Origin of the sequence: Shewanella halifaxensis HAW-EB4, assembly GCF_000019185.1 — a bacterium.
GTDB lineage: Bacteria > Pseudomonadota > Gammaproteobacteria > Enterobacterales > Shewanellaceae > Shewanella > Shewanella halifaxensis.
This window is the reverse complement of sequence record NC_010334.1, coordinates 3,261,049-3,286,471: the sequence shown is the minus strand read 5'-3', so window position 1 is coordinate 3,286,471 and position 25,423 is coordinate 3,261,049. Positions and strand designations below refer to the sequence as shown.

Genomic DNA, 25,423 nt, shown 5'->3' with positions numbered 1-25,423 from the left:
TTAAGTCAGGGGTTGAAAGTGTGATATCGCTCACAAAACTGTGTGAATAAATACAAAAGTCGCATGTTTTTTTGTTGATCGCTGTTTGTTTAGTCAGTGACAAGTAAAATACGCTGTCGTAGAAAGGAGTTTAGATAAATTGAGCCTGACCTTTACCGTATTGTTTAAATGCTGAATTGTTAGGCATTGAAGAGATATCACGACTAACCTAACCATAGTACTGTTTACTACTAAGTTGATAAAATTTAAGTATGAATAAAAAATTAAAACAAGGAATAAGAGTGCTTTTTCAGTCTCTGCCTTTTATTGAGAAGATCCTGCATTTTGTCGTCATGATTGGAGTGCTACTTCAACTGATCTCCAGTTCGTTAATGCATGTGCATGGGGATACACCACTAAATAAAATTGCAGATCTTGCATTTATTCACATATACGCGGGATTAGTGCTTCTGCCACTCGGTATTATTTTTGCAATAAAAGTTATTATGCGACGTAGGTTATTCGATCTTTATCCATGGCTGTTTGGGCGGTATGAGGGGATTAAAGAGGATGCGGAATCCTTGCTAAAAGTGATACTCCCTGAGCCTAAACCTGCAGGATTAGCTGCAACCGTTGAGGGCTTAGGGCTGCTTGCTTTATTGCTAGCTTTAGTCACTGGCGCTACGTGGTTTTTAGTGGTCAATATGAGTGGACCAAACGAGTTACTTCTGTCAGTCCATAAGCTCTCTGTGACATTTATTCAGGCTTATTTCTTTGCTCATGGAGCTTTTGCATTGCTGCATCTATTTAAATGGTGGCGAGAATAAGCCTATAGGAATGAAATAACTATGGATGGCCATGTTGTTAGGTGCTGGAATTAAGTTTGCTGAAAGGTTAGATAATGCTCTTGCGGCTAACATCATTAAATGCTTATAAAGGATAAAAATTTCAAGATTATAATTTAAAACGTGAACGTGCGATTCGTGTTGATGAATTTGAACTTGAAATTATGAAAGACAAAGCGATTTGAAAATCGCTTAAACCCATCTAATTAGCACGGGTTAATTTGTATTAGCGCTGACTACATCTTACGCATTGACGGCAAGCTACATAGATTGTGGATTTTTTATGCAATTGATTATGGTTAATTGCGATATTTATAACACTAAGTTCATTGCAAAGATGTTGTAAGTGTTGATTGCATGCTTGCTATGTTGCACGTGTTGTTGGTGATGCTTGTTTGTAGGTATGTAGAACGTAAAATAAATTAGTCACAGCTAATTTATTTTGGCGCATTTTTTGATCTTCATTTATGTATCAAGTTGTATCATGTTAAAATAGGCCAGCTTAAATCGACTTTTAGAGGTCGATTTTTTTTATCCAATTTTTACGATACAGGACTTGTTATGACCGAGCGCAATCGCATCCTACTCACATGGATAAGCTTTTTATCCTATGCATTAACGGGATCTTTGATTATTGTCACTGGGATTGTGATGGGGGATATTGCTAAATTTTTCAATTTACCTATCTCCAGCATGAGTAACACTTTTACATTCTTGAATACTGGCGTATTAATTTCTATTTTCTTTAATGTGTGGTTAATGGAAATCATTTCACTGAAAAAGCAGCTTATTTTTGGTTTTATTCTGATGCTACTGGCGGTTTTAGGGTTAATGTTTGGTCATAACCTTGCAATCTTCTCTGGTAGCATGTTTGTTCTTGGTGTGGTGAGTGGTATTACCATGTCAATTGGTACTTATTTAATTACTCGCCTCTACCATGGTAAACAACGTGGTTCACGATTACTGTTTACCGATTCATTTTTCAGTATGGCAGGTATGATTTTCCCGCTAATTTCGGCTGCATTACTCGCACACAGTATTGCTTGGTATTGGGTATACGTTGCCATTGGCATGATTTACGTTGCTATCTTTATACTGGCACTTATTTGCGAATTCCCTGCACTGGTTAAGTCTGATGAACAACAAGCGGTAAAAGAGAAATGGAGCCTAGGTATTCTGTTTTTAGCGATTGCAGCACTTTGTTATATTTTAGGGCAAATGGCTTTTATTTCATGGATCCCTGAATATGCAACTAAATCGTTGGGCATGAATTTAAGTGGTGCAAGTCAATTACTAAGTTACTTCTGGGGCGCATACATGCTTGGTATGTGGGGCTTTAGTATATTAATGAAGCGATTTGATATTCAATATTTTGTATTGGTGCTTTCTGCTTTAGCCACTGGATTAATGTTCTGGTTCAATATGGATACAGATACTGAGCATTTACTTATTATCATCTCAGTATTAGGTTTCTTCAGTAGTGCTATTTATACGACCATCATTACACTGGCGTCACAGCAGACAAAAGAAGCATCGCCTCGCATTGTAAATTTTATTTTATTCTGTGGCAGTATTGGCACTATGTTGACTTTCGTTGTTACCAGTCCAATTGTGAAGAGTTATGGTGCGCATGCAGCAATGCTGACCGGTAATGGTTTATATGCGGTCGTATTTATTATGTGCTTATTAGTCGGCTTTGTAACAAAGCATCGTATTCACGGCCATTCATCAAGCCATTAATTAATTAGATAAGTGAGTAAGCCCCCTCTTTTGAGGGGGCTTTTTTATGTATTTTTTATAATACTAAGCCGAAGAACTTAACATTGACGCGTGAGCGAGGCGGTAACCGTCGGTGTCATGGCCGCTCTATGACATCCATGTCACCGCAACATTAATGGAATCGTTCACATCAGATGTCTCCACGAGAGTATCACTGTCGTGTCACGGAAGTGGTTACGCGTAAGCCTTCGCGACCTCTTCGCTGATAATCGCAATGCCTGCGCGCATCTTGGCTTCATCTTGCACATAGTTCATGCGTAAGCACTGACTAGCATGGTCCCAATCATCCTCTAGTCCAAAGAAGAAGTACTCGCCGGGGACAATTAACACGCCGCGCGCTTTTAGTCGGTTATAGAGCTCCATTGTGGTGATAGGTAACTCATCAAACCAAAGCCAGAGGAACATAGCGCCTTCTGGTTTATGAATTTTAAATCGGCTATCAGTAATCGATTGCTGCAATAAGGCAACGGCAAACTCAGACTTTTGCTGATAAAAAGGCTTGATGACGTTTTCGCTCAAATTCAGTAAATCGCCAGACTCAATCATGTGCTTAGCGATTGCAGGGCCGAATCCCCCCGGTGCTAGGCTTATGATGGCATTAAGATTGGACAGTGCTTGAGTGATCTCTTCGTTAGCGATCACAATACCACAGCGAACACCCGGTAGGCCGAGCTTAGATAGGCTCATACATAATATGGTGTTGCTATTCCAAAACGGGGTCACTTCTTCGAAGATGATATTCGGGAAAGGGGTGCCATAGGCGTTATCTATGATCAGTGGGACTCCGTTAGCACGCGCTAACTCATCGAGTTTTGCTACTTCTGCATCGGTGAGTACGTTACCCGTTGGATTGGTTGGGCGAGACACACATATTGCCGCCACTGAATCGTCGATCTCTAATTGCTCAAAGTCAACATGGTACTTAAACATGCGGTTGTCTAGCATCTCAATATCGGGGCGATAAGAGACAAAAATGTCATCATCGAGCCCGGTATCGTTGTAACCGATATATTCAGGCGCGAGTGGTAACAAGATTTTCTTATGGCTGCCATCATCTTGCTTACCAGCCAGTAAATTGAATAGATAGAAGAAGGCGCTTTGGCTACCATTGGTCAGGCTGATATTCTTTGGACTGATGTCCCAGCCGTAAGTGTCCCGTAATAGAGATGCCAAGGCATTTAAGAAGGTATCTTTTCCCTGTGGGCCGTCATAGTTACCTAATGCCGAGACGAGCTCGCCATTGGCCAGCATATCGGCTGTCGCTTGGTGAAAATAATCTTGCATGGCAGGAATAGATGCCGGGTTACCACCGCCGAGCATAATCGCGCCGGGTGTGCGTAACCCCTCATTAAGATCATCCATTAACTGAGTAATGCCGGAGTAACGATTAAATTTTTCACCAAACTTTGAAAACTGCATGCTATCTAGTACCACTATTACTTAAGTACGCCTGTAGTAACAATACTCAGAATAAAACGCACTCATTTTTTCAATTTTTAGTGACTAATTTGGCATAGGTCATATTTTACTGATGAAATCGTAAATTATTTGTTCAATCACTCGATTTGATTCAAAACGGAACTCAGTGGTTTGTGTGTTGTTTGTGTGTGATTGATGCGCAGAGCTTCACTTAGTTTATCTGTCTTGCGTAGGCTATTGTGCAAATGGTTCAGTTTTCTTACTATTATCAAAACGGAAAGCCGAAACTGAAACTTAAACAGAAAGTCTTCACGGACACTCTCCCGGATCCTCCTCATTTTTAAACGAGAAAGCATGAAATTTATCCATACTTCTGACTGGCACATCGGCAGACAGCTTCATAACCAGAGCCTGCTCGATGATCAGCGCTTCGTTTTAAACCAAATTGTCGAACTCGCTAAAACCCGAGATGTTGATGCTGTGGTTGTTGCAGGTGATATCTATGACAGATCTATTCCGCCAGCGGCAGCGGTCGCTTTATTGGATGAAGTCGTTAATCGTCTGGTGAATGAACTTAAGATCCCACTTATCATGATAGCGGGTAACCATGATGGTCACGAACGTTTAGGTTTTGCTTCAAGACAGATGAATGACAGCGGCTTGCATATCATAGGTCCGCTAACTCAAGAGGTTAGGCCTATTGAGCTTAAAGGCAAGCAGGGTAATGCCATGTTTTATGGTCTGCCTTATGCCGACCCTGCCACCGTACGTCATGTGTTTGATTGTGAGGTGAGTACCCATGAAGAGGCAATGGCAAAACTGCTTGAGCAGGTGAGTGAGCATGATAGCCAAGGGCTACCAAAAATCGTTGTCAGCCACTGTTTTCTCGATGGTGGCAGTGAGTCTGAATCTGAGCGTCCGCTCAGCATTGGCGGCGCAGATAAAGTCTCGCCTAAATTGTTTAATGCTTTTAATTATACCGCATTGGGTCACCTGCATGGGCCGCAATACAAAGGCGCTGAACATGTTAGGTATTCGGGTTCAATGCTCAAGTATTCTTTTAGTGAGCAGCATCAAAACAAGTCTGTCACCTTGGTTGAATTAGACCGTGACGGCAAAGCGAGCTTCGAGTTACTGCCGTTAACAGCCATGAGAGATGTGCGCATTATCGAGGGGTTACTTGCCGATTTGTTAGAGGCTGGCAAAACCGATCTTAATCGTGAAGATTATCTGATGGTGAGACTGAGTGATAAAACTGCCATCTTAGATGCCATGGGTAAACTGAGAAGCGTGTACCCGAATGTGCTGCACTTAGAGCGTACAGGTTTAATGAGTGAGGGCAGCAAGGTTGAGCTAAGCCGAGATCATATAAAGAAGGGCGAGTTTGACATGTTTACCGACTTTTTTACTCAGGTGTCTGGTGAGCCAATGACAGAGGCGCAAAAGCTGGCAATGACCAGCGCAATCGACGAGCTACATAAAGTGGAGCGCACATCATGAGACCCATTACGCTAGAGATGTCGGCGTTCGGCCCTTTTGCATCGACTCAAATGACCGACTTTGCAGCACTGGGTTCTAATCCGCTGTTTTTGATAAATGGTCCTACTGGTGCGGGTAAAACCACATTATTAGATGCCATCTGTTTTGCACTGTATGGCAAGACCACAGGTGATGAGCGCGAGGGCAGCCAGATGCGCTGTGACTTAGCGCCAGACAGCTTATTGACCGAAGTCACCTTTAGTTTTGCTTTGGGTGATAAGCAGTACCGCATACGCCGAGTGCCAGAGCAGCAGCGGGCTAAAAAAAGTGGCGATGGTTACACGGTACAAAAGCCGGAAGCTCAGCTTTATCGCATCGATAGTGATGGTAGCGAGCATTTGCTGGTAGCGAGTAAAGTTTCAGAAGCCACAGCAGAAATAGAGAGTCTTACAGGCCTCGATGCCGATCAGTTTCGCCAAGTGATGGTGCTGCCTCAGGGCAAGTTCCGTGAGCTGTTGATGGCAGACTCTAAAGACAGAGAGAAGATTTTCAGCCAGCTATTTCAAACGCACATTTATCGTAAGATTGAAGACAAACTGAAGTTTCAAGCTGCAGCGATTAAAACTGAAGTACGAGATCATCGTAATAAACGTGCTGGTATGTTGCACAATATCGAGCTTGAATCCGATGAAGCGTTAAATGATGAACTCATTGAGCTCGAACCAAAGCTGGCCCAAGCTTTAGTGCTCAAAGAGCAGAGTCAACTAGCGCTCATTAACGCTAATAAGCAGTTTGAGTCGGCTAAGTTACTGGTTAATGACTTTGATGCGCTAGATAAGCTTAAACAAACCGCCGCCTTACTCGATGAAAAAAAACAGGCGATAGAGCAAGATAAGACAAGGCTTGAGAACGGCCAAAAGGCACTGCAACTCAAACCTGTGCTTGATATGTCACTTGCTCGTGACGCCGAAGTGGTACAGTCCCAAGGCGCATGCGTTAACGCACAAGTGGCGAAAGAGAGTAGCGCGCAGTCGCTAGCCCATAGCCAAACGCAAATAGATGTCTTGCCAGAGCAAGAGCAAAAGTTGCAAAGCGCACAAAATGAATTGCAGCAATTAAGCCAATTATTACCGCAATTACAAGGTTTTGATGCACTGCAGCATCAGGTAAATCAAGCCATTGTGCAGCTAGAGCAAGCTAAACAGAAAGGCATTAATGCAAAAGGGCAGTTAGATGCGCTGCAAGCGCAAAAACAACAAGCCGAGCAGCAGTTACCGCAATTAGAGCAAGTTGCAAGCGAGCAGGTTAATGCTCAACAAGCACTTACGGCACAAAGTGACTTGATTGAGCGTTATCAGCTTTGGCAACAAGCTTGTAGATATGCTGAAAATACAGAACTTGAATTGAAACGAGCAGGGGAAAAGGGTAAAGAGTTTCGTTTAGATGCCCAAGCTAAAGAAGACGCTTTTGATCAAATGCAATTGGTATGGTACCGAGGTCAAGCAAGTCTTTTAGCGCAAAAACTTAGCCCTGGAGAGCCTTGTTCAGTGTGTGGTAGTGATGTTCACCCGAATCCTGCTCATAGTGAACAATTGCTGCCGACAGAAGAACAATTAGAGTCAAGTAAACACGCCTGTGGCCTTGCAAAAGATGCGCTGAATAAAGCAATAGCAGATTATAAGGGAATAAAAGCTCAACTTCAGGAGCAAACGAAGCTCAAGGGTGAGTATCAACAAAAAATTGGCGATGCCAGTCAACAATCGATTGATGAGTTGCAGATGCATTTGCATATTTTACAGCAACAATTAAAGCAGACTAATGATGCTGCTCTGCAATTAGGCCAGTTAAGAGGCCAACTGCAAGAGTGGCAAACGAAAGAAAGAGCGCTACAAACTCAGCTTGAAACAGAGCGAGAGCATTTTTCTGATCAACAAAGTTTGCTGGCAGAGCTGCAGGGTCAGCTTAAGCATGCATCAACCGCCATTCCTGAGCATTATCGTAGCGTCGATGCATTAAATGGCGCCATAGCGCAAGTTAACGTGCAGATTGCAGTTATGCAGCAAGTGATTAATTCGACCCGCCAAAATCATAGTAAGGCGGCGGAGTTAGATGCATCCAACACATCGGCATTGGCGGCAATTCAATCTAGCCTTGCTCAAGCAAAAGGGCACAGTGATAAAGCGTTAACAGAATTAACGACTCAGCTTTTAAGCGCAGGGTTTAGCGATCAACAGGCGCTAACTCAAGCCTTGTTATCCAGTGAGGCACTTAAAGGCATAAGCGACGAGATAGCAAAGTATCAGCAAGATTGTATCGCGAACCAAACGACACTAAGCCAACTGAGTGACAAGTTATCAGAGCGAGTTAAGCCAGAACTTGTAGATGTAGAGACAAGCTTAGCGAGTATTCAAGCTGAGCTGCAAGCGGTGGAAGCAGATTGGCAAATGCTCAAGAGCCGAGTGATGCAGCTGATGCAAACCCAAAAGCAGCTCAAAGAGGCCGATGCCAAAGCTAAGAAGCTTGAAGATGAGTATGCGGTGATCGGTACCTTATCCGAAGTGGCCAATGGCCAAACAGGCAATAAAATCAGTTTACAGCGTTTTGTGCTAAGTGTGCTGCTTGATGATGTATTGCTTGAGGCGAGTCATCGTCTACAGCTGATGAGTAAAGGTCGCTATCGTTTACTGCGTAAAGAGGAGCGAGCCAAGGGCAATAAGGCGTCTGGACTGGAACTTGAAGTGGAAGATGCCTACACCTCAAAAGTTCGCCCTGTAGCGACCCTCAGTGGCGGTGAGAGCTTTATGGCGGCCTTGTCTATGGCGCTCGGGCTGTCCGATGTTGTACAGGCCTACGCTGGTGGCATAAAACTCGATACGCTATTTATCGATGAGGGCTTTGGCAGTCTAGATCAAGACTCGCTAGATCTCGCCATTCGGACCTTGATGGATCTGCAATCATCGGGCCGCATGATCGGGGTTATCTCCCATGTGTCTGAGATGAAGGAGCAGATAGGTACCCGTATCGATATCAATAAGACTGCAATCGGCAGTGAGGTAAGCATAGTACTGCCTTAAAGTCATGTTCGTGTTAGACAGGTTTTATCCTGTTGAAGTTGATTATTTATCACTCGACTTCAACAGGGGAGCCTTTTATGGTCTTATATTTATATTGGTTACATCAGTAATTTGTGCGATAGAACAGTTTGTAAATTGAATTATTTTTGATATAACTTGGCGTCAAACCTCGTATTGAAGGGGTTTTTTGGTCAAATAGATAATCATAATAATGAAAGTTGAGGCACAGGTTGCGCGCACGTAAATTTTCTTTTTCAAATATGTCTAAAAACCGTTTCGCGGGGCTATCTTCTTTACATCGAAAAGTCCTTTTAGGTTCGGTGTTGGTTATTGGCGCTGTCATGTTAATGCCAAGCCAGCATGAGCTAATGCCACAGCGGATCCCGGTTCAGCTCGATATTGAGTCTATTCTTTCTCAAAGCGTGACTCTTCCCCGCAGTCAATTGTTAGAGCCTGCGCCGGCGTTTCAAAAAGAGATAGTCAAAGGCGATACCTTAAGTGGTTTGTTTGAGCAGGGCGGCGTGGATCAACAAACCATGTACCGTGTATTAGAAGCTGACTTAAATGTGTTGGCGTTAGATACCTTAAAGCCTGGCAATAAAATCCAGTTTTGGTTAAATGATGCTGGTGAGCTGCAAAAACTCAGTCTCTATTTTAATGCCGCGAGACAGGTGATTTTTACGCGTTTCGATGATGGTTCATTTAACGTTGACGAAATTAACATCGAAGGTATTTGGCGCGATCGCGCCATCTCTGGTCAGATCCATGGCTCTTTTTATGTTTCAGCCAAAAAGATGGGACTCAATGCCGCAGAGATCCAGCGTGTTGAGTCGTTACTGAAAGAGAAACTCAACTTTGCCCGCGATCTTCGCGCGGGTGACAAATTTTCGGTATTGATGAACGATCAGTTTATCGATGGCGAAGCCACGGGTAATAGCCATGTGCTGGGCGTGACCATCGATAGAGGTTCTAGCAGTATTAATGCTTATCAGCATACTGACGGTAACTTTTATGATGAGAAAGGGCAGAGCTTAGCGCGCGCATTTCAGCGCATTCCACTGGCTAAAAATTACCGAATTAGCTCTCGATTCAATCCTAATCGCCATCATCCTGTAACTGGACGAAATTCGCCTCACAACGGGACTGACTTTGCTATTCCTATTGGCACTAAAATTGTCGCACCTGGTGATGGTATCGTGTCTTTGGTTACCGATCATCGATTTGCAGGTAAGTACATCGTAATTGACCACGGTAACAAGTATCGCACTCGTTATTTGCACTTGTCGAAAGCACTCGTGCATAAGGGGCAGCGTGTCTCTCGTGGTCAAGTGATTGCGCTGTCGGGCAATACAGGTCGAGTGACTGGCCCACATCTGCATTATGAATTTCATATCAATGGTCGCCCAGTTGATGCCATGAAAGCCAAAATACCGATGGCGAGTAAGCTCTCTTCTAAAGAGATGAGCGAGTTTAGCCAGATTGTTAAGGTAAGAAAGATGATGATGGGCATAGCTTAAGCGCAATTGGTATCAGGTTAAACTCATCAGAGTAAGTTTCTAAAAGTGAGTTTCTAAAACTGAAAGTATAAAAGCCATCTTAGGATGGCTTTTATACTTATGATAAGAAGGTACTAGGAAAAGCAGGTTCTAGATCCTAGGGGCGAAAAGACGGTATAGACTAAGGCAGAAAACCATAGGTTGGATAGCGCTATCATAGTCGCAGGCTTTACTGGTATTGAGCTCAAATTTTGACAAATGGGATTCACCACGACGAATATGGCGAAGCCATGTGCTAATAAGCGAGAGCTAGGGATTGCGAACTGGCCGTTAAACACGGATGTTATTGGGACACCGAGATCACGAAGAAAGGCTGCTATCTTAACCTTTCTGTTTTTCGTAGCGCTTAGAGCCCAATTTATATCGTAGTCATTACTTAGTAGTCATTTAAGCTTGAGGCTGAGTCAAATTGCTTTGCTGTTTTTCACAATACTTGTTCACAACCAAGGATTGAAGAGCGCCAAAGGCACTCGAAGTAGCCCAGTATAAACTCAAGGCTGAAGGGGCTGTAACCAAAACAGCAACACTGACCATTGCCGGGATAAGCAGAAACAAAGCATTCGCTTGTTCTGCACTGTCAGGCATCATAAGCATAGATAAATAGGTTAATGCTCCTACAAGCATTGCTAATGCGATATCTGGCTTAGCGATATTAGAAATCCATGCGAATTTACTGCTAAAAATAGCCTTTTGAAGTACCTGAAACATCCCAAATCCGAATATTGCTTGGCTGGAAACATTAGCGACAAGGGTTTTGCTAATAAATTTTATATCGTGCTTTCGATACAGCGCCATTGTTTGTTTAGCCATTTCGTTTGGCTTGTCTTTATAAACTGACTTTAGCTTATCTAACTCAGGTTTTATTGCTGCCATCGTCTTTTTATTTTTATAGCTATTAATCATTGCAGAACAACTGATAGGGCTGAATAGTAAACGCACTACAAGCGTAAGCAGAATGATTGCAACACCTTGGCTTACACCTACCTCCGTTGTTAGAAAACCAATAGTCTGTATTAGCAAGTCGGTAAAATTTGTCCAAAGTTCCATGATATCTCTCTATCCCTAGCTGACGGTATTTTATACTACGGACTTAAGACATATTATGTCAATAGCGTTGCGACATATTATGTCGGTGGCATTGCGACATATTAAGTCGAGAGTTTTTGAACGCTGCTTGCATCATAAACCTTGCGGTTTACTTTAGATAAAGGGCGAGAGGCTAAGTCACAAAAGATATGATTGTCCTATCTTTTCTTACTATCTTTTCTTTTTTTAGCCCGTATAGCGCGACATTGTTTAAACTTTGATAAATGGGTAGGAGCAAAAACGCCACCGGTTGGTGGCGTTTTTGTGTTTTAAGCACCAACGTAGAAGCAGGTGTAATGATGATAGCGAAACCTATCAGTTTGCAGCTGTCGTAGGGAGAACACGTTTTAAAATATCGGCGAGGGTTACTACGCCCACCATTTTTCCATTATTACTCACTACCGCTAACTGAACGCTGGCTTCACGCATACGAGCCAGTGCTTCATAGACCGGCGTTTTCGAATCCAGCACAAATGCATTGCGTGCGACTTCTCTCGCCGGTCTATCAGTCGGTTCCAGTAACGTATCACGCACATGAACCACCAGTGGTTTGAGACCACTTTTTCCAAATACAAGAATACGTAAATGCCCTGACTCCATCGCAGCGGCACGCACATCGGCTACAGTCGCATTCTCGTCGACATGAGCCATTACCTGACCTTCAGTCAATAAGGTGTCGACAGGGATTGAACTCAGGTCAATAAGACCAGTGAGCTGCTTTTGAATATTCGGTTTCAGTGTGCCGACATTGCCAGAATGCTCAACCAACTGACGAATGGTGTCTATATCCTGTCCACCGACAGCAGCGCTTTCCACGGGGTCAACACCAGAGGCTTTCACCAAGCGGTTAGCAATACTGTTGATCCAATTTAGCAGCGGACGCAATGGCCAAACGTAAGCTCTGGCAACGATACCGATAGCAAGTGCCGACTTCTCTGGATGCGCAATGGACCAGGATTTGGGCGCCATTTCACCAACAACCAAGTGCAAAAATGTCACCACGAACAGCGCAAAACCGAAGGCTGCCCCATCGGCTGCCCAATCAGGCAAGCCCATAGCAATAAAAACCGGGCCAACCCACAGATCAACAGCAGGTTTCGTCACCGCACCTAGTGCGAAGGTACAGAAGGTAATACCAAGCTGGGCACCGGCCAACATCAGCGTCAGATCATTCATACCGCGCAGCGCAGCTCGCGCAGAAGCGCTCTCAACTGCTATTTCTTCAAGACGGTGGCGACGAGCGCCCATCAAAGCAAACTCGATGATGACGAAAAAGCCACTCAAGACAATTAAGGCCGTTGTCACTAGGGTGACAATTAACGGATCGGTCATGCTTCACCCTCCACGATTGGCTTCTCTACCAGTTTTACACGCACTTCTGTTGGCACATGTCGCTCGATACGCAACACATCAACCTCAAGATGTCGCAATACAGGCTCACCTGACGCGAGCTCTGAAGGATCAATTGGAAGATCAATAATGACGGTATCTCCCTCCGATGGAAGTGCGCCTCGTGCGGAAATCAGCATACCCGCAATGGTTTCCACATCGCCACGCGGCAGGTCATAACCAATCGCGCGCTCAACTTCATCGATATGAACGTCACCTTCCATCAACCAGACATTGCCGCTCTCAGAAACAACAGCATCACCGCTATCCGCATCATGCTCGTCGGTGATTTCGCCCACAATCTCCATCGCCAAATCTTCAATCGTCAACACACCGGCAAAACCACCGTATTCGTCGATAACACAGGCGATCTGATTGGTCGAAGTAACAAGCTGATCAAGCGCGTCAGGCAGTCGCATCAGCGTTGGTAGCACGGTGGCAGGACGCATCACAGAAGAGACAGTGCCATCAGCATAGCCCGCATCTATTCGCGCAAGCACATCTGAAAGATGGACAACACCGACAGGCGCGTCATCATCATTGATGACTGGGTAGCGAGTGTGTGCTTGTGCCATCAACGACAAGAGTTCCGTTAATGTGGTTTCTGGTTCTACCCAATCCACTTGCGAACGGGGCACCATGGCGTGTTCTACGTCGCGTTCTGGAAAATCAAGGATGCGATCCATCATCAGTGACAGTTCTACAGGCAAGTCACCGCTATCGCGCGAGTTGGCGATGATGTGGTGTAAATCCCCTTCCGAGGCACTAACGTCGAGATCATGCACAGGCTCTATGCGAACAGCACGGAGAAGGAGGTTCGCGGATTTATCGAAGAAACTGATGATCCAGCCAAACACAGACATGTAAATCAGAGTCGAGCGAGACATCATACGAGACATTGGCTCTGCGTTCGCAATCGCAAGGTTTTTAGGGTACAGCTCACCCAAAATCATTTGAACAACCATGGCGACGGCTAAGGTGCTAACAGTACCGATAGCGATACCAGTCTCAAGTGATAATCCAACGCTTTGTAATATCACCCCTATAGATTGGCCGACGAGAGGTTCTGCGACAAAGCCTAACACCAGACCTGTCACTGTGATGCCAAGCTGTGCACCTGATAACATAAAACTGGTACGTTTTGTAATTGCCAGAGCGCGCTTTGCGGCTTCATCACCAGTGGCAGCCAAGGTTGCGAGCCTAGCTCTATCCACTGCCATATAGGCAAATTCTTGGGCAACGAAATAGCCGTTTGCGGCAATAATTACCAAGATAAATAGAATGCCAAACAGAAGAGTAAGAAGGAGCTCAATCATTACTGTATCCTCCCTTGGTAACATAAAACCAGTAAGGGGTTACACAATCGACTAGAGTTGGGGTCCACAAAGTATTCCTAATATAAAAACAAGAAGTATAGTATATTCCCGCTATAACAACGCCGTCTACTCAATAGTTACACAGCAACTTGCTAACAAAATAAGACAGTGTGCCCAACCGAAAAGAACACAACCTTTGAAACGTAAAGGCGTCAGATCTTTCTTTTGCCTTTCTATTAATCATAGTATTACAAAAGTCGTTTATTGAGAGCCATTCTTTCATTTTGGTCAACTTGTTTTGGGGCTCTTCCAAGTTAGAAACCAAACCTTAATGGCTAAATGAAGATACCAATTATTCAGTGTAGATATCGCTACGGACTTCGATGAAAGGGCTGCTCTATGACATCCATGTCACCGCGACATTTATGAATCCGCTCACATCAGATATCAGACCCGTCTTTCATAAAGAGCTGCAGCGTCTCACTGCAGTGTCTGCACATAAGGCCGTTCCTTCACACTTGGGCCATAGGGAGATGGTAAATGTCATTGTTATGTAGGGAATATCATTGAGAATGTGGTCACGATATTAGGACATCCTGTCCAGCACCCGCTGTAGGTGATTAATAACGACTAAACAACAAGTTCCAACGGGTTAATTGGTAGCACTAAGCCAAAAATAGAATGTATAAATCCTTCATTCGAAGGGGCATATCTATGCTTGTTTACGCTGTTCGCTTTTCATCGCGCATAAGCAGGCTTTGCCGCGAAGTGCTGGGCAACTTTTACAAGGCTGGCGCTTATGGGGGCGATACAAGTGAGCTTGAGCAATGGTTTGCTGGTGGGTCCTTAGCGGTGTAAATATTGATGCATTAGCGGCTGCATCATTAGCTGGGGTGAGGTTAGTGTAAGCGGCGAATTGGATAATTTGCGCGTCGATACGTTTAAGCTTTAGCTGACGCTTGATGATTTTCAAGCGATATTTACACAGCTTGGCTGCGCGCTTTTTAAGGGATATTTCGCTGTCTTTTAGTTGCGAATAATGGCTGATTTTCTGCTGATATTTAGCCAGCTTTCGGCGACACTTCTGCTGCTTTTTGATTAAATCATCATTCATCTCTCACCACTCATTACGATCCGCCAAACAATTAGAAAATGTCTAAACACTTGATTGGCTAAAGTGTAATCGAATTGACTTTAAATGAAAATCATTATCGTTAACTGGTTTTGACATTTTAGGCAAAGTGGCTGTTTACCATCAAGTGTACGGATTTTGCTCTGTATCGATTAAGGTGAGTAACAACCTTAGCTCAAACTCCAATTGGTGGTAGTCACCGTCCATGTGGCAACAAAGTTGATAAAAGGCTTTGTTATGTTCTTTTTCTTTTAAATGAGCAAGCTCATGCACCACAACCATCCTCAGCAGTCCTTCGGGTACTTTTTTAAGCCGTGATGATATTCGAATTTCATTCTTAGCTTTTATCTTTGCCCCTTGTTTACGGGCGACGTAAGAATGCAATCCAAGCGCCTGATGGCTTAGGGAGATTTTGTCATCGAAGATCACTTTCGATAAGGGCTGAGACTTACGCAGATATTGGTTCTTAATCGCAATCGTGTAGTCATACAGGGCCTTATCAGTGCGAACAGAGTGGATCTCTGGGTGACGTTTAAGCAGGAATTGTCCGAGTTGATCTTGGTCTAATAAATGTTGAACTTGATCTTGGATTTCGCTTGAGTAACCCGCGAGGTAAGTGAGTTTTTGCATGCTTTACTTATATTCGAGGACAAGACAGAGGATATATAAAAAGGGCGCCCTGAGTGCGCCCATTAGTATTTACTGTGACAGTACTTATTCTTCGTCTGTCTTGTAAATCGTCATATTATGGAATGCATAAGCGGCTTCGAATGCACTCTTTTGGAAACGCTTAAGCTCAAGACCTTCGAAATCTACCTGAGGTGGATTACGCTTTAACTGCTCTTTGATAGCCACAGGTGATACCAACGTCACGTTGACAGGCAGGATTTGAATAAGGGCTTCTAATTTAAAGCTGGTTACGCTGCCTGCGCCTTTACCTTTCTGCTCACGTTCGATAATGGCGATTTCATCGACTCTGTAGTCTTCAATCAACTTACCAAAAGCGAAGTGAAAATCACGCATAGTTTCGGTGTTTTCTGAGTTTGAAATCACGAATGATTTTTGACGGCAATCCGGCACGTTATACGTTTCGCCTTCATAACTTAATAAACTGATGATGGCTTCGCCACCTTTTAACTCTACGCCACAAATTCTCATGATAAACCTTAAAAAAACAATATTGCGGATATTGTAGCGCTATTTCTCGAAACGGTCAGCGTTTTAATGCGCTTTATGCCGCGAATAAATTACTTTTCGTTACTCAGGTGGCTAGCATCGCTAACAGAATGCACTTTGCAGCGAGGAGTAGCGATAGACGCTATTTTTAAATCAATAAGCAAAGTATTTGATCCACAATGTTTGAATAAAAAAAGCCGCAGTGATAATCATCAATGCGGCTTGTTTTCTTGCTTAAATGAATCGCGAACTAGTTAACATAACCAGAGTGCAAAACACTGCAACTGCAAGATTTAGTCTTCAGGTGTATCTTGAAGCTTAGATTTTGGTTTTCTAAGCATTGGTGCATCACCCACGTCAACACCTGTGGCAAAACGTCTATCACGATTTGCAGCAGCTTTAGCCGTCGATTTTCTTTTAGCGGTCGCTGCTTTCTTTTTGGCTGTCGCGGCTGGCTTGGCTTTAGTTTTGTTTGCTGCCTTAGCCTTTAAACCACTGAACTTAGCTTTAAGACCTTCAAGCTCACTGAAGTTGAACGTCTTATTTAAGAAAGTTTGTACTTGGGTAAAGTTAACCCAATCTTTAGGACCAACAAGTGAGATTGCATCACCTTTTGCACCAGCACGGCCAGTACGACCAATACGGTGAACATACTCTTCGGCAAACTTTGGCATATCAAAGTTGATCACTAAAGAGACGTTTAATAGATCCAGTCCACGAGATGCAACGTCTGTCGTTACAAGGATTTGCTGCAAACCACGGCTAAACTCATCCATGATCTGGTTACGCGCATTTTGCTTTAGCTCGCCGCTTAATGATGCGGTTTTAAAACCTTCTGCAGCTAACTTTGTCGCTAAACGGTCTGTATCTTGTCTTGTGGCAGTAAAGATGATGATCTGTTTTTGCTGCTCTTCTTTTAGAATGCGAGTCAAAATCGCTTCTTTATGATCTAAGTGATCACATAAGAAGATACGCTGAGTAATATCTTTGTGCTCTAGATTACTTGCGCCAATTGCCACGTGCTCAGGGAACTTTAATAGTTCGTTGGCAATGTCATTCACATCACCATGATCTAGGGTTGCAGAGAACATTAAGGTTTGGCGACGCTTATGGTCTGCCGCGTTGTTAATTAGCTTTAACTGCTCAGCAAAGCCAAGATCAAGCATGCGGTCAGCTTCATCTAAAATCAGCAGTTCAAGACCATTAAGGTGAAGGTGGTGCTGCTTTAGGTGGTCAGCTAAGCGCCCTGGTGTTGCCACAACAAAATGCGGATCACGGGCTAAGGCTTTAGCTTGATCATTAAAGTTTTCACCACCTAAAATTTTAGTTGCCTTGAATTGAGTATTGGCAACTAATAATCGTAGCTGGCTGTACACTTGAGTCGCAAGTTCACGGGTCGGTAATAGAATGACTACCCGAGGATCACGCTTACTCAATGCTTTACACGAAATCAGTCTTTGCATCGCTGGCAACAAAAAGGCCAATGTTTTACCAGAGCCTGTTTTAGAAGACGCCATTAAATCTTTGCCTGCAAGGGCGATAGGAATGGCTTGCTCCTGGATCTCTGTTGGGGTGTCAATGCCCATGTGCTTAAGACTCTGTAACAGACGCTGATCCAGTGCGAAATCGGTAAATTGCAAAGGTGTACTCCATAAATGATACGACCGCATATTATAACCTACAGATTTACCAATGCGCTACGAATACCCTCAACTTTGTTCTTCAATGGAGAGATTTCTGCTAAAATGCTAAACTTTCCAGTGGGAACCTTCGTCTAGTGTCGCTATGATTTACAGATTCAGCTGACTATAACGATTGGTTTTATCCAGTAGAGAATGATTAAGTGCTTATTTAGCTTAGCGTTATTTCATTAGCGCCGAGCGTGACTTAGAAATTGATAAAAGGCGCTTTGGCATTGAGTGTTAAAGAGTCTACTTTAAAGCTGACCTATGGAGTCATTTTAGCGTGTCTACAAATAAAAAATCAGTACGAATAGGTTTAGCATTAGGTAGCGGAGCCGCAAAAGGTTGGGCGCATATTGGTGTACTAAATGGCCTTGCTAAAATGGGGATCTATCCCGATAAAATTGCAGGTTGTTCAATTGGTGCGTTAGTCGGTGCGGCTTACGCCAATGATCACTTAGAAGAGCTTGAGAGTTGGGTGCGCAGTTTTAGCAGCTGGGATGTACTTGGGCTGATGGATCTCAGTTGGGGCCGAGGCGGTCTTATTGGTGGTGAGCGAGTATTTGATGTGCTGCAGCAGCGTATTGGTGATCTGCAGATAGAAGACCTGAAAAAGCCGTTTGCTGCAGTTGCGACCGATCTGTATTCCGGCCAAGAAATTTGGTTTAAGGAAGGGGATTTACGCCACGCTGTACGGGCATCTTGCTCTATGCCGGGTATTTTGCCACCCGTTAAGGTAGGCGAGCGTTGGTTGGTTGATGGTGCAGTCGTTAACCCTGTTCCCGTTTCGGTTAGCCGCGCCATGGGCGTAGACCTCGTGATTGCGGTCGATCTGCATGGGCTTCGTCGTGGTCGTATGCAAGTTTTACCCGTGAATATGAAAAGTAACAAGCCAACACCCGAAGAAGTGCATGAGGCTGAGAAGCATAAAGATAAAGGCTTTACCGATCTGTTAGCTCGAGGCAGGGGTTACATTACGGGTTTAACTGATAAGTTCTCCCTTGGTGGTAAGAGCAATGCACCGCATAACCCTAATCCGGGGATGCTAGCGGTCATGCATCAATCGATGGAAATTTTGGAAGGGCGCCATAAGCGAGCGCGTTTGATGGGCGATCCGCCTGATATCTGTATCGTGCCGGATATAGGGAATATAGGAACTATGGAGTTTCATCGTGCTGAAGAAGCGATTGCGGCTGGTGAAGCTGCGGTTGAGAAAGTAGCGCACTTGATTGAAGCGGCTCTGATACAGCATGAAGTCTAAACGGTTTTGTGTGTTTGGTTTTTGAATAAAGAGGCGCTAATCGCGCCTTTTTTGTGACCTTTTTCTGGTTTTATATATGCCTAAATACCGTGTTTTACTGCTCATTGAGCTGAAAGCTCTTTTTAAGCAAGTTATAAGCTAGAACAAGGCCAGTTTGAACGCAGAACAAATTGAACCGCTTAGGACGTTTTGCTTGGCGTTAATACCAATCACATATTTAATGTGATTGGTATAACTCAAGAGTTGGCGTAAAAGTAATCAATTGATATTCTAATTAAAGAAGTCGGCACGTTAAATGCTTTAGAGATATTTATACTCTTTCTACGCCGGCTTTTTGACGATGAACCCACTTAGCAGTATCAGTAACGCAGTAAATAGTAATGCACTTGTATCCGACGCCTATGGCGTTAATAGTGGCCAGTCAAATGTTGGCGGTGCAGGAGTTGCTACAGAGGTAGGCGCTAAAACCGTCCAAGCTGAAACCACGTCGCTGACAAAAAATGATAATACGCTTGTGTTATCAGACCGTGCAGAAAGAGCGAAGAAAATAGAGGCGATGGCGAATGACTTTTTTAAAGGGGGGCAATTTAATTCGGCGCAATTACCGGCTCTCATTCAACGTCTCTATCAAGATGGCATTCTTTCAGAGGGGCAGCTTAATCGATTATCTAACAGTGGCTTTGAAATCCCCCCAGCCGATGAGCAATCGCTATCTGACTTTATCGACGAGCAACGTGCCAGCTTGAGTGATAGTGATGATGACAAAAAGCTAGCAGCGATGTTAGATGATGCAAAGTGGGTGATGGGAGCGATGGATATCTCTCAGTCGCCATTAGTTGCTCAGAAAGCCAACCGTGTTTCAAGCCAGATCACCGAGCTGTTAAATTCGGAAAAACCACTGAGTGAAGCGCAAGCAAATCATTACAAAGGACTTAAATCTTTGATGCAATTAGCCTCTATGACTGGTGAGCATCAACAGGAAAACGGTCAACTTAATAGCTACCTTGCTTTAGCTAAAAGACATTAGATTTTTATCCACAATTTATACCTAAATTATCCTGTCACTAGCCCGCTTCTAGGTCTTCGTCAAGGCCATAATTTGAGATCAGTGGCTTTGTAGGCATAACTGTTTTCTTATTGTCATCCTCTTTTAAAATAATGATCTGGATCAAAGTACTTATCATTATTTTATAGCTTAATACGCCACATATTGTGATTTATTGAAAAAGTAGCACTATATATAGTGTTACTTTGATGAGCGAGCTGAAGAGGATTTATACAATGCCAGTGGTTATTAAACGGGATGGTTACCGTACGCCTTTTGACGAAACAAGGATTAAAGACGCCGTGATAGCAGCTGCTAACTCGGCAGGTATTGAGTGCGCTGAATACGCACAACAGATTGCTGAAAATGTAAGAGAAAGTGTGTCGCAGTTAGCTGAAGTTAACATTCACGATCTGCAAGACACAGTTGAAAACTTGCTGATGGAAGGGCCGTACAAATCTTTGGCGCGCGTTTACATCGAATACCGTCACGATAGAGATACCAATCGTGAAGTTAGCAGTCGTTTGAATAAAGAGATCCGTGGTTTGGTTGAGCAAAGCAATGCGGCTTTGTTGAACGAGAACGCCAATAAAGACTCTAAAGTGATCCCAACTCAGCGCGACTTGCTTGCGGGTATCGTGGCCAAGCATTATGCCAAATGCCACATTTTACCTAAAGATGTCGTTGCCGCACATGAGTCTGGTGAGATCCACTACCACGACCTAGATTACGCGCCATTCTTCCCGATGTTTAACTGTATGCTTATTGACCTAAGTGGCATGTTAACTCAGGGCTTTAAGATGGGTAACGCTGAAATTGAAACCCCTAAGTCAATTTCAACCGCGACAGCAGTGACGGCGCAAATTATTGCGCAAGTGGCAAGCCATATCTATGGCGGTACGACGATTAACCGTATCGATGAGGTCTTGGCACCCTTTGTCGCTAAGAGTTACGACAAGCACTACCAAGTGGCATTAAACTGGGGCATTACTGACGCGAAAGCGTTTGCAACGGCGCAAACTGAAAAAGAGTGTCATGATGCATTCCAGTCACTAGAGTATGAAGTGAACACGCTACATACGGCAAATGGTCAAACCCCATTTGTGACCTTTGGTTTTGGTTTAGGCACCTCTTGGGAGTCACGCTTAATTCAACAGTCCATGATGACAGTACGTATTGCAGGTTTGGGTAAGAACCGTAAAACAGCGGTATTCCCAAAACTTGTTTTCGCTATTCGTGATGGCATCAACCATAAAGCGGGTGATTGTAACTACGACATCAAGCAGTTGGCACTTAAGTGCGCTTCAACGCGTATGTATCCCGATATTCTTAACTATGAACAAGTTGAGAAAGTGACGGGTTCATTTAAGACGCCAATGGGCTGCCGTAGCTTCTTAGGTACGTTCGAGCAAGATGGTGAGCTTGTGCATGAAGGCCGCAACAACTTAGGTGTTGTGAGTTTGAACCTGCCACGCATTGCGCTAGAAGCAAAAGGTGATGAAGCTGAGTTTTATCGTATTCTTGACACACGTTTAGCCATGTCTCGTAAGGCCTTGGATACTCGTATCTCGCGTCTTGAAGGTGTTAAGGCGCGTGTCGCTCCTATCCTTTATATGGAAGGTGCTTGCGGCGTACGTTTACGTGCCGATGACGATATTTCTGAGATCTTCAAAAATGGCCGTGCATCTATTTCATTAGGCTACATCGGTCTGCATGAAACCATTAATGCGCTTTATGGCACTGAAGAGCATGTTTACGACAGTGAAATGCTACGTGAAAAAGCCATTGCGGTTATTAAGTACATGAAGCAAGCAACTGACAGCTGGAAAGCTGAGTCTGGTTACGCATTTAGTTTGTACAGCACGCCAAGTGAAAACTTGTGTAGCCGTTTCTGTGCACTCGATACCAAGGTATTTGGTGTCGTTGATGGGGTTACCGCTAAAGGTTACTATACCAACAGCTTCCATTTGGACGTTGAAAAGCAAGTTAACCCATACGACAAGATTGATTTTGAACAGCCATATCCTGAGATAGCTAACGGCGGTTTCATCTGTTACGGCGAATTCCCTAACATGCAAAATAACGTAGAAGCGTTAGAAAACGTGTGGGACTACAGTTATAGCAGAGTGCCATATTACGGCACTAACACACCTATCGATGAGTGTTACGATTGTGGCTTTACTGGTGAGTTTAGCTGTACCAGTAAAGGTTTCACTTGCCCTAAGTGTGGCAACCATGAGCCAAGCCGCGTGTCAGTGACTCGTCGTGTATGTGGTTATTTAGGTAGCCCTGATGCAAGACCGTTTAACTATGGTAAGCAAGAAGAAGTTAAGCGCCGCGTTAAGCATCTATAATACCTAATTTGTAGCGCAATCATCGCGTTCAAGTAATGACTGAAATATGAAAGGTGCTGATATCAGCACCTTTTTTATCTCCCAAGCTGAAACGAGTTTAATATGAATTATCATCAATATTATCAAACCGATGTGATTAATGGGCCCGGTACTCGGACCACACTTTTTGTGTCGGGATGCGAGCATCAATGTCGTGGTTGCTATAACCAGTCCACTTGGAATCCTTGCTCTGGTCATCTATTTGATGAACAGATGCAACAGCGCGTTATTGATGATTTAAATGATCAGCGTATTAAGCGCCGTGGTTTGTCGTTATCTGGTGGCGATCCTCTGTTTCCTGCAAATCTAGCGGCGATATTGTCGTTAGTTAAGCTGGTGAGGGAGCAGTGTCCGGGTAAAGATATTTGGTTATGGACGGGCTACACCTTAGGGAATTTAACGGCTCAGCAGCAGGAAATTGTCGACTTAGTGAATGTTGTGGTTGATGGTAAGTTTGAGCAATCGCTTGCCGACCCAAGCTTAGTTTTTAAGGGAAGTAGTAACCAAGAGATCCATTATCTAAGATAAGCTTGCTATAAACCTAGGTAAAATTGACATATATACTGTTATAATGTGGCAATAATGGCAAAACAGCGTCAGTTAACTGAGGCTGTTTTTGTTTCTAAACGTGTTAATTAGATTTGAATTTAAGGTCTGTAAATGAATTTAAAGCAGGAGCTGCAAACGCTCAACGATAAGTTAGACAAATTTCGTCGTAAGCTAGCAGCAGCTGAAAAGCGTGCTGATCCTACAATTGTGATGCAGTTTAAAAAAGAAATTGCAGCTGTTACTAAGCGGATTAGCGCTGTTAAAGGTCAACAGACTCGTGAGCTAAGCAAAGAAGGCAGTACAGTTGTTGGCCTTAAGTTTAGCCGTGTATTGACTAAAGCCGAGCAAGCAGACATGGGCAAGCTTAAAAAGTCAGTTAAAGGTTTAGTTGTGGTGCACCCAATGACGGCATTAGGTCGTGAAATGGGGATCAAGCAAGTCACAGGCTTTGCACCAAAAGAGTTTTAACTGCTTTTAGTTATTGATTTAGTGAGCCGCTTCAAGGTTATCTTTAAGCGCTGGGCTTATGCTTGCTCAAGTTAAGTCTATGGCGGATTAGAGAACACTTTAAGCCATAGACTGATTTGATCATTGAGCTAGCAAGAGTATCGTCTCAAGCATTTATTTTCTTTATCAGGACGTTTGCAGTCTCATGGAGTGAGAGTTGTCGTTAAGGTTTTTCATGTCGATTAAATATATAGCGTCTTCAAAATTACCGACCCCTTGGGGTGTTTTCGAAATGCATGGTTTTGAAGATAGTGAGACGGGTAAAGAGCACGTTGCGCTTACCTTTGGTACACTTTCTCCAGATGCACCCATCCTCGGGCGTATTCACTCAGAATGTTTAACTGGTGATGCATTGTTTAGTCTGCGTTGTGACTGTGGTTTTCAGCTGCAAACAGCAATGCAAAATGTAGCTGAAGAAGGGCAAGGCTTTATTCTTTATCTACGCCAAGAAGGCCGTGGCATTGGTTTGCTGAATAAAATCCGTGCTTATGAGCTACAAGATCAAGGCGCGAATACAGTAGAAGCCAACGAACGCTTAGGCTTTGAAGCCGATATGCGTAAATACGACATGATCATTCCGATGATGGAGAAGATTGGTGTCGCTAAAGTTCGCCTAATGACCAATAACCCTCGTAAAGTGAAGGCGATGCAAAGCTTTGGTTTAGAGGTCGTTGAGCGAGTGCCATTGCAAGTGGGTAAAAATCGCTATAACGAAGGTTACCTCAAGACAAAGTCGACCGAGTTAGGCCACATGATGTCTGAGCACCACTTTACTGACGCTGATACTGAAGCAAAGAAAGATTAATCCCTTTCGGTAAAAGTGTTAGTTTTCATGGATTTTACCCTGCAATACCGCTATATTCGGGCTATCGATTAGAGTTTAATTAAGTTTAAAGTCAATTTATGGCCCGTTTGCGTTACCTTTCCATTTCACCTCTCTTGTTTATATTGCCTGCTCATTCTGAGACCGATTACAGCCATTACGCATTTGCTAATTATTTGGGTAGCGGACTCTATCGCACGGCTGGTCAAAACGCGACGGTCGCCAATATTCCCATTAGTTTCGACTTGCAGCGCAGTGAAACAGAATCATTAGTCCTGAAAACACCGGTATCCATGGGTTTTTTCAACTTTACTTGGCGTGATTTACCCGAAGGTGAATTTCCCTCGAGTGTCGGAACCTTAACGGTAACTCCTGGATTGGAGTATCGAATCAAAACCTCAGATACCCATGAATTCCAAACGTATGCCGATCTTGGTTTTGGCACCAACTTTACCAATAGTAACGATGTGATTATCTATTCAGCTGGGATGTCGAGCCTGCTTGATTTTGAGTTGGGCGATTCTGATCCTGTATGGGTGAACCGTATATTTTTTGCCGGTTATAGCACCTTACATGATGGTTCGAGCGAGACATATTCCGCAGTGCAATCCGGTGTCGATATCGGTACCAATCTTCATTTTCAGCTTGGGGGAGTCGATATGGAACCTCGATTTTTCGCCGCAGGCTATTGGTATTTCGATCGCTTAAAGTTCACTACGCCATTTGAAGAGGACGTGCTGGTGGCGAATAGTTTTGAAGCTGGGATCACCTTGGCTTTTTCAAAGCCGATAGGTTGGGACTTAGTTAATATTGATCGCTTTGGGATTAGTTACCGGGCGGGTGATGGTGTTGAGGTTTGGCGTTTAATTTTTGAGTTTCCTCTCTAAAAATCATCGTAAATCATTGGCTTAATCAGATCGACGATTAAACCAA

The 25,423-nt window shown here is 43.8% G+C and carries 20 protein-coding genes; 12 read left to right on the top strand and 8 right to left on the bottom strand.

Annotation, left to right across the window (positions count from 1 at the left end):
• Nucleotides 1-251: 251 nt before the first annotated feature.
• Together SHAL_RS14040 and tsgA are read left to right on the top strand one after the other, a co-directional pair.
• Nucleotides 252-806, top strand: a complete 555-nt coding sequence (locus tag SHAL_RS14040; protein ID WP_012277788.1) for a cytochrome b/b6 domain-containing protein — start codon at nucleotides 252-254, stop codon at nucleotides 804-806.
• Between the two features lie 579 nt (nucleotides 807-1,385).
• Nucleotides 1,386-2,564: an MFS transporter TsgA gene (tsgA, locus tag SHAL_RS14035; protein WP_012277787.1), complete on the top strand. Its 1,179-nt coding sequence runs from the start codon at nucleotides 1,386-1,388 to the stop codon at nucleotides 2,562-2,564.
• A 213-nt stretch (nucleotides 2,565-2,777) separates the two neighbouring features.
• Here the strand turns inward: tsgA and SHAL_RS14030 are convergent, their stop codons facing one another.
• Nucleotides 2,778-4,022 (bottom strand): valine--pyruvate transaminase, encoded by a 1,245-nt coding sequence (locus tag SHAL_RS14030; RefSeq protein ID WP_012277786.1) that lies wholly within the window; start codon nucleotides 4,020-4,022, stop codon nucleotides 2,778-2,780.
• 354 nt (nucleotides 4,023-4,376) lie between these two features.
• Here SHAL_RS14030 and SHAL_RS14020 point away from each other — a divergent pair, with 354 nt between their 5' ends.
• The 3 genes from SHAL_RS14020 (at nucleotide 4,377) to SHAL_RS14010 (ending at nucleotide 10,092) form a co-directional block, all read left to right on the top strand.
• On the top strand, nucleotides 4,377-5,522 hold the full coding sequence (locus SHAL_RS14020) for an exonuclease SbcCD subunit D (protein ID WP_012277785.1): 1,146 nt from the start codon (nucleotides 4,377-4,379) through the stop codon (nucleotides 5,520-5,522).
• Entirely contained in the window at nucleotides 5,519-8,575 is a 3,057-nt protein-coding gene (locus SHAL_RS14015; RefSeq protein ID WP_012277784.1) for an AAA family ATPase, read from the top strand. Before SHAL_RS14020 ends, SHAL_RS14015 begins: the two co-directional genes overlap by 4 nt.
• A 260-nt stretch (nucleotides 8,576-8,835) precedes the next feature.
• Nucleotides 8,836-10,092, top strand: coding sequence for a peptidoglycan DD-metalloendopeptidase family protein (locus SHAL_RS14010; protein WP_012277783.1), 1,257 nt, complete (start codon nucleotides 8,836-8,838; stop codon nucleotides 10,090-10,092).
• Between the two features lie 426 nt (nucleotides 10,093-10,518).
• Here the strand turns inward: SHAL_RS14010 and SHAL_RS14005 are convergent, their stop codons facing one another.
• The 7 genes from SHAL_RS14005 to SHAL_RS13975 all read right to left on the bottom strand — a co-directional run bounded on the left by SHAL_RS14005 (nucleotide 10,519) and on the right by SHAL_RS13975 (nucleotide 17,870).
• Nucleotides 10,519-11,178, bottom strand: coding sequence for a YidC/Oxa1 family membrane protein insertase (locus tag SHAL_RS14005; RefSeq protein ID WP_012277782.1), 660 nt, complete (start codon nucleotides 11,176-11,178; stop codon nucleotides 10,519-10,521).
• A 354-nt stretch (nucleotides 11,179-11,532) separates the two neighbouring features.
• Nucleotides 11,533-12,549, bottom strand: coding sequence for a CNNM domain-containing protein (locus SHAL_RS14000; RefSeq protein WP_012277781.1), 1,017 nt, complete (start codon nucleotides 12,547-12,549; stop codon nucleotides 11,533-11,535).
• A complete protein-coding gene (locus tag SHAL_RS13995) occupies nucleotides 12,546-13,922 on the bottom strand; it encodes a hemolysin family protein (RefSeq protein WP_012277780.1) in 1,377 nt (458 codons plus the stop codon). Before SHAL_RS13995 ends, SHAL_RS14000 begins: the two co-directional genes overlap by 4 nt.
• Before the next feature lie 712 nt (nucleotides 13,923-14,634).
• Entirely contained in the window at nucleotides 14,635-15,036 is a 402-nt protein-coding gene (locus SHAL_RS13990; protein WP_012277779.1) for a hypothetical protein, read from the bottom strand.
• Nucleotides 15,037-15,177: 141 nt separating this feature from the next.
• A complete protein-coding gene (locus tag SHAL_RS13985) occupies nucleotides 15,178-15,684 on the bottom strand; it encodes a M48 metallopeptidase family protein (RefSeq protein WP_012277778.1) in 507 nt (168 codons plus the stop codon).
• 84 nt (nucleotides 15,685-15,768) lie between these two features.
• The gene (locus SHAL_RS13980; protein ID WP_012277777.1) at nucleotides 15,769-16,212 is read right to left on the bottom strand and encodes a DUF3010 family protein; all 444 of its coding nucleotides are present in this window, start codon (nucleotides 16,210-16,212) and stop codon (nucleotides 15,769-15,771) included.
• 311 nt (nucleotides 16,213-16,523) lie between these two features.
• Nucleotides 16,524-17,870 (bottom strand): DEAD/DEAH box helicase, encoded by a 1,347-nt coding sequence (locus SHAL_RS13975; RefSeq protein WP_041416019.1) that lies wholly within the window; start codon nucleotides 17,868-17,870, stop codon nucleotides 16,524-16,526.
• A gap of 325 nt (nucleotides 17,871-18,195) precedes the next feature.
• Between SHAL_RS13975 and rssA the strand changes: the two genes are divergently transcribed.
• From rssA to SHAL_RS13940, 7 genes are all read left to right on the top strand, one after another.
• Nucleotides 18,196-19,173 (top strand): patatin-like phospholipase RssA, encoded by a 978-nt coding sequence (gene rssA, locus SHAL_RS13970; RefSeq protein ID WP_012277775.1) that lies wholly within the window; start codon nucleotides 18,196-18,198, stop codon nucleotides 19,171-19,173.
• A gap of 340 nt (nucleotides 19,174-19,513) precedes the next feature.
• On the top strand, nucleotides 19,514-20,200 hold the full coding sequence (locus SHAL_RS13965; RefSeq protein ID WP_012277774.1) for a hypothetical protein: 687 nt from the start codon (nucleotides 19,514-19,516) through the stop codon (nucleotides 20,198-20,200).
• A 254-nt stretch (nucleotides 20,201-20,454) separates the two neighbouring features.
• Nucleotides 20,455-22,572 carry an anaerobic ribonucleoside-triphosphate reductase gene (gene nrdD / locus SHAL_RS13960; RefSeq protein ID WP_012277773.1) on the top strand — a complete coding sequence of 706 codons (2,118 nt, stop codon included), beginning with the start codon at nucleotides 20,455-20,457 and terminating at the stop codon, nucleotides 22,570-22,572.
• Nucleotides 22,573-22,674: 102 nt separating this feature from the next.
• Nucleotides 22,675-23,139, top strand: a complete 465-nt coding sequence (nrdG, locus tag SHAL_RS13955; RefSeq protein WP_012277772.1) for an anaerobic ribonucleoside-triphosphate reductase-activating protein — start codon at nucleotides 22,675-22,677, stop codon at nucleotides 23,137-23,139.
• A gap of 132 nt (nucleotides 23,140-23,271) precedes the next feature.
• The gene (locus tag SHAL_RS13950) at nucleotides 23,272-23,628 is read left to right on the top strand and encodes a YibL family ribosome-associated protein (protein WP_012277771.1); all 357 of its coding nucleotides are present in this window, start codon (nucleotides 23,272-23,274) and stop codon (nucleotides 23,626-23,628) included.
• Between the two features lie 214 nt (nucleotides 23,629-23,842).
• A complete protein-coding gene (gene ribA, locus SHAL_RS13945; RefSeq protein ID WP_012277770.1) occupies nucleotides 23,843-24,472 on the top strand; it encodes a GTP cyclohydrolase II in 630 nt (209 codons plus the stop codon).
• 98 nt (nucleotides 24,473-24,570) lie between these two features.
• Nucleotides 24,571-25,377: a hypothetical protein gene (locus tag SHAL_RS13940; protein WP_012277769.1), complete on the top strand. Its 807-nt coding sequence runs from the start codon at nucleotides 24,571-24,573 to the stop codon at nucleotides 25,375-25,377.
• Nucleotides 25,378-25,423: the final 46 nt, after the last annotated feature.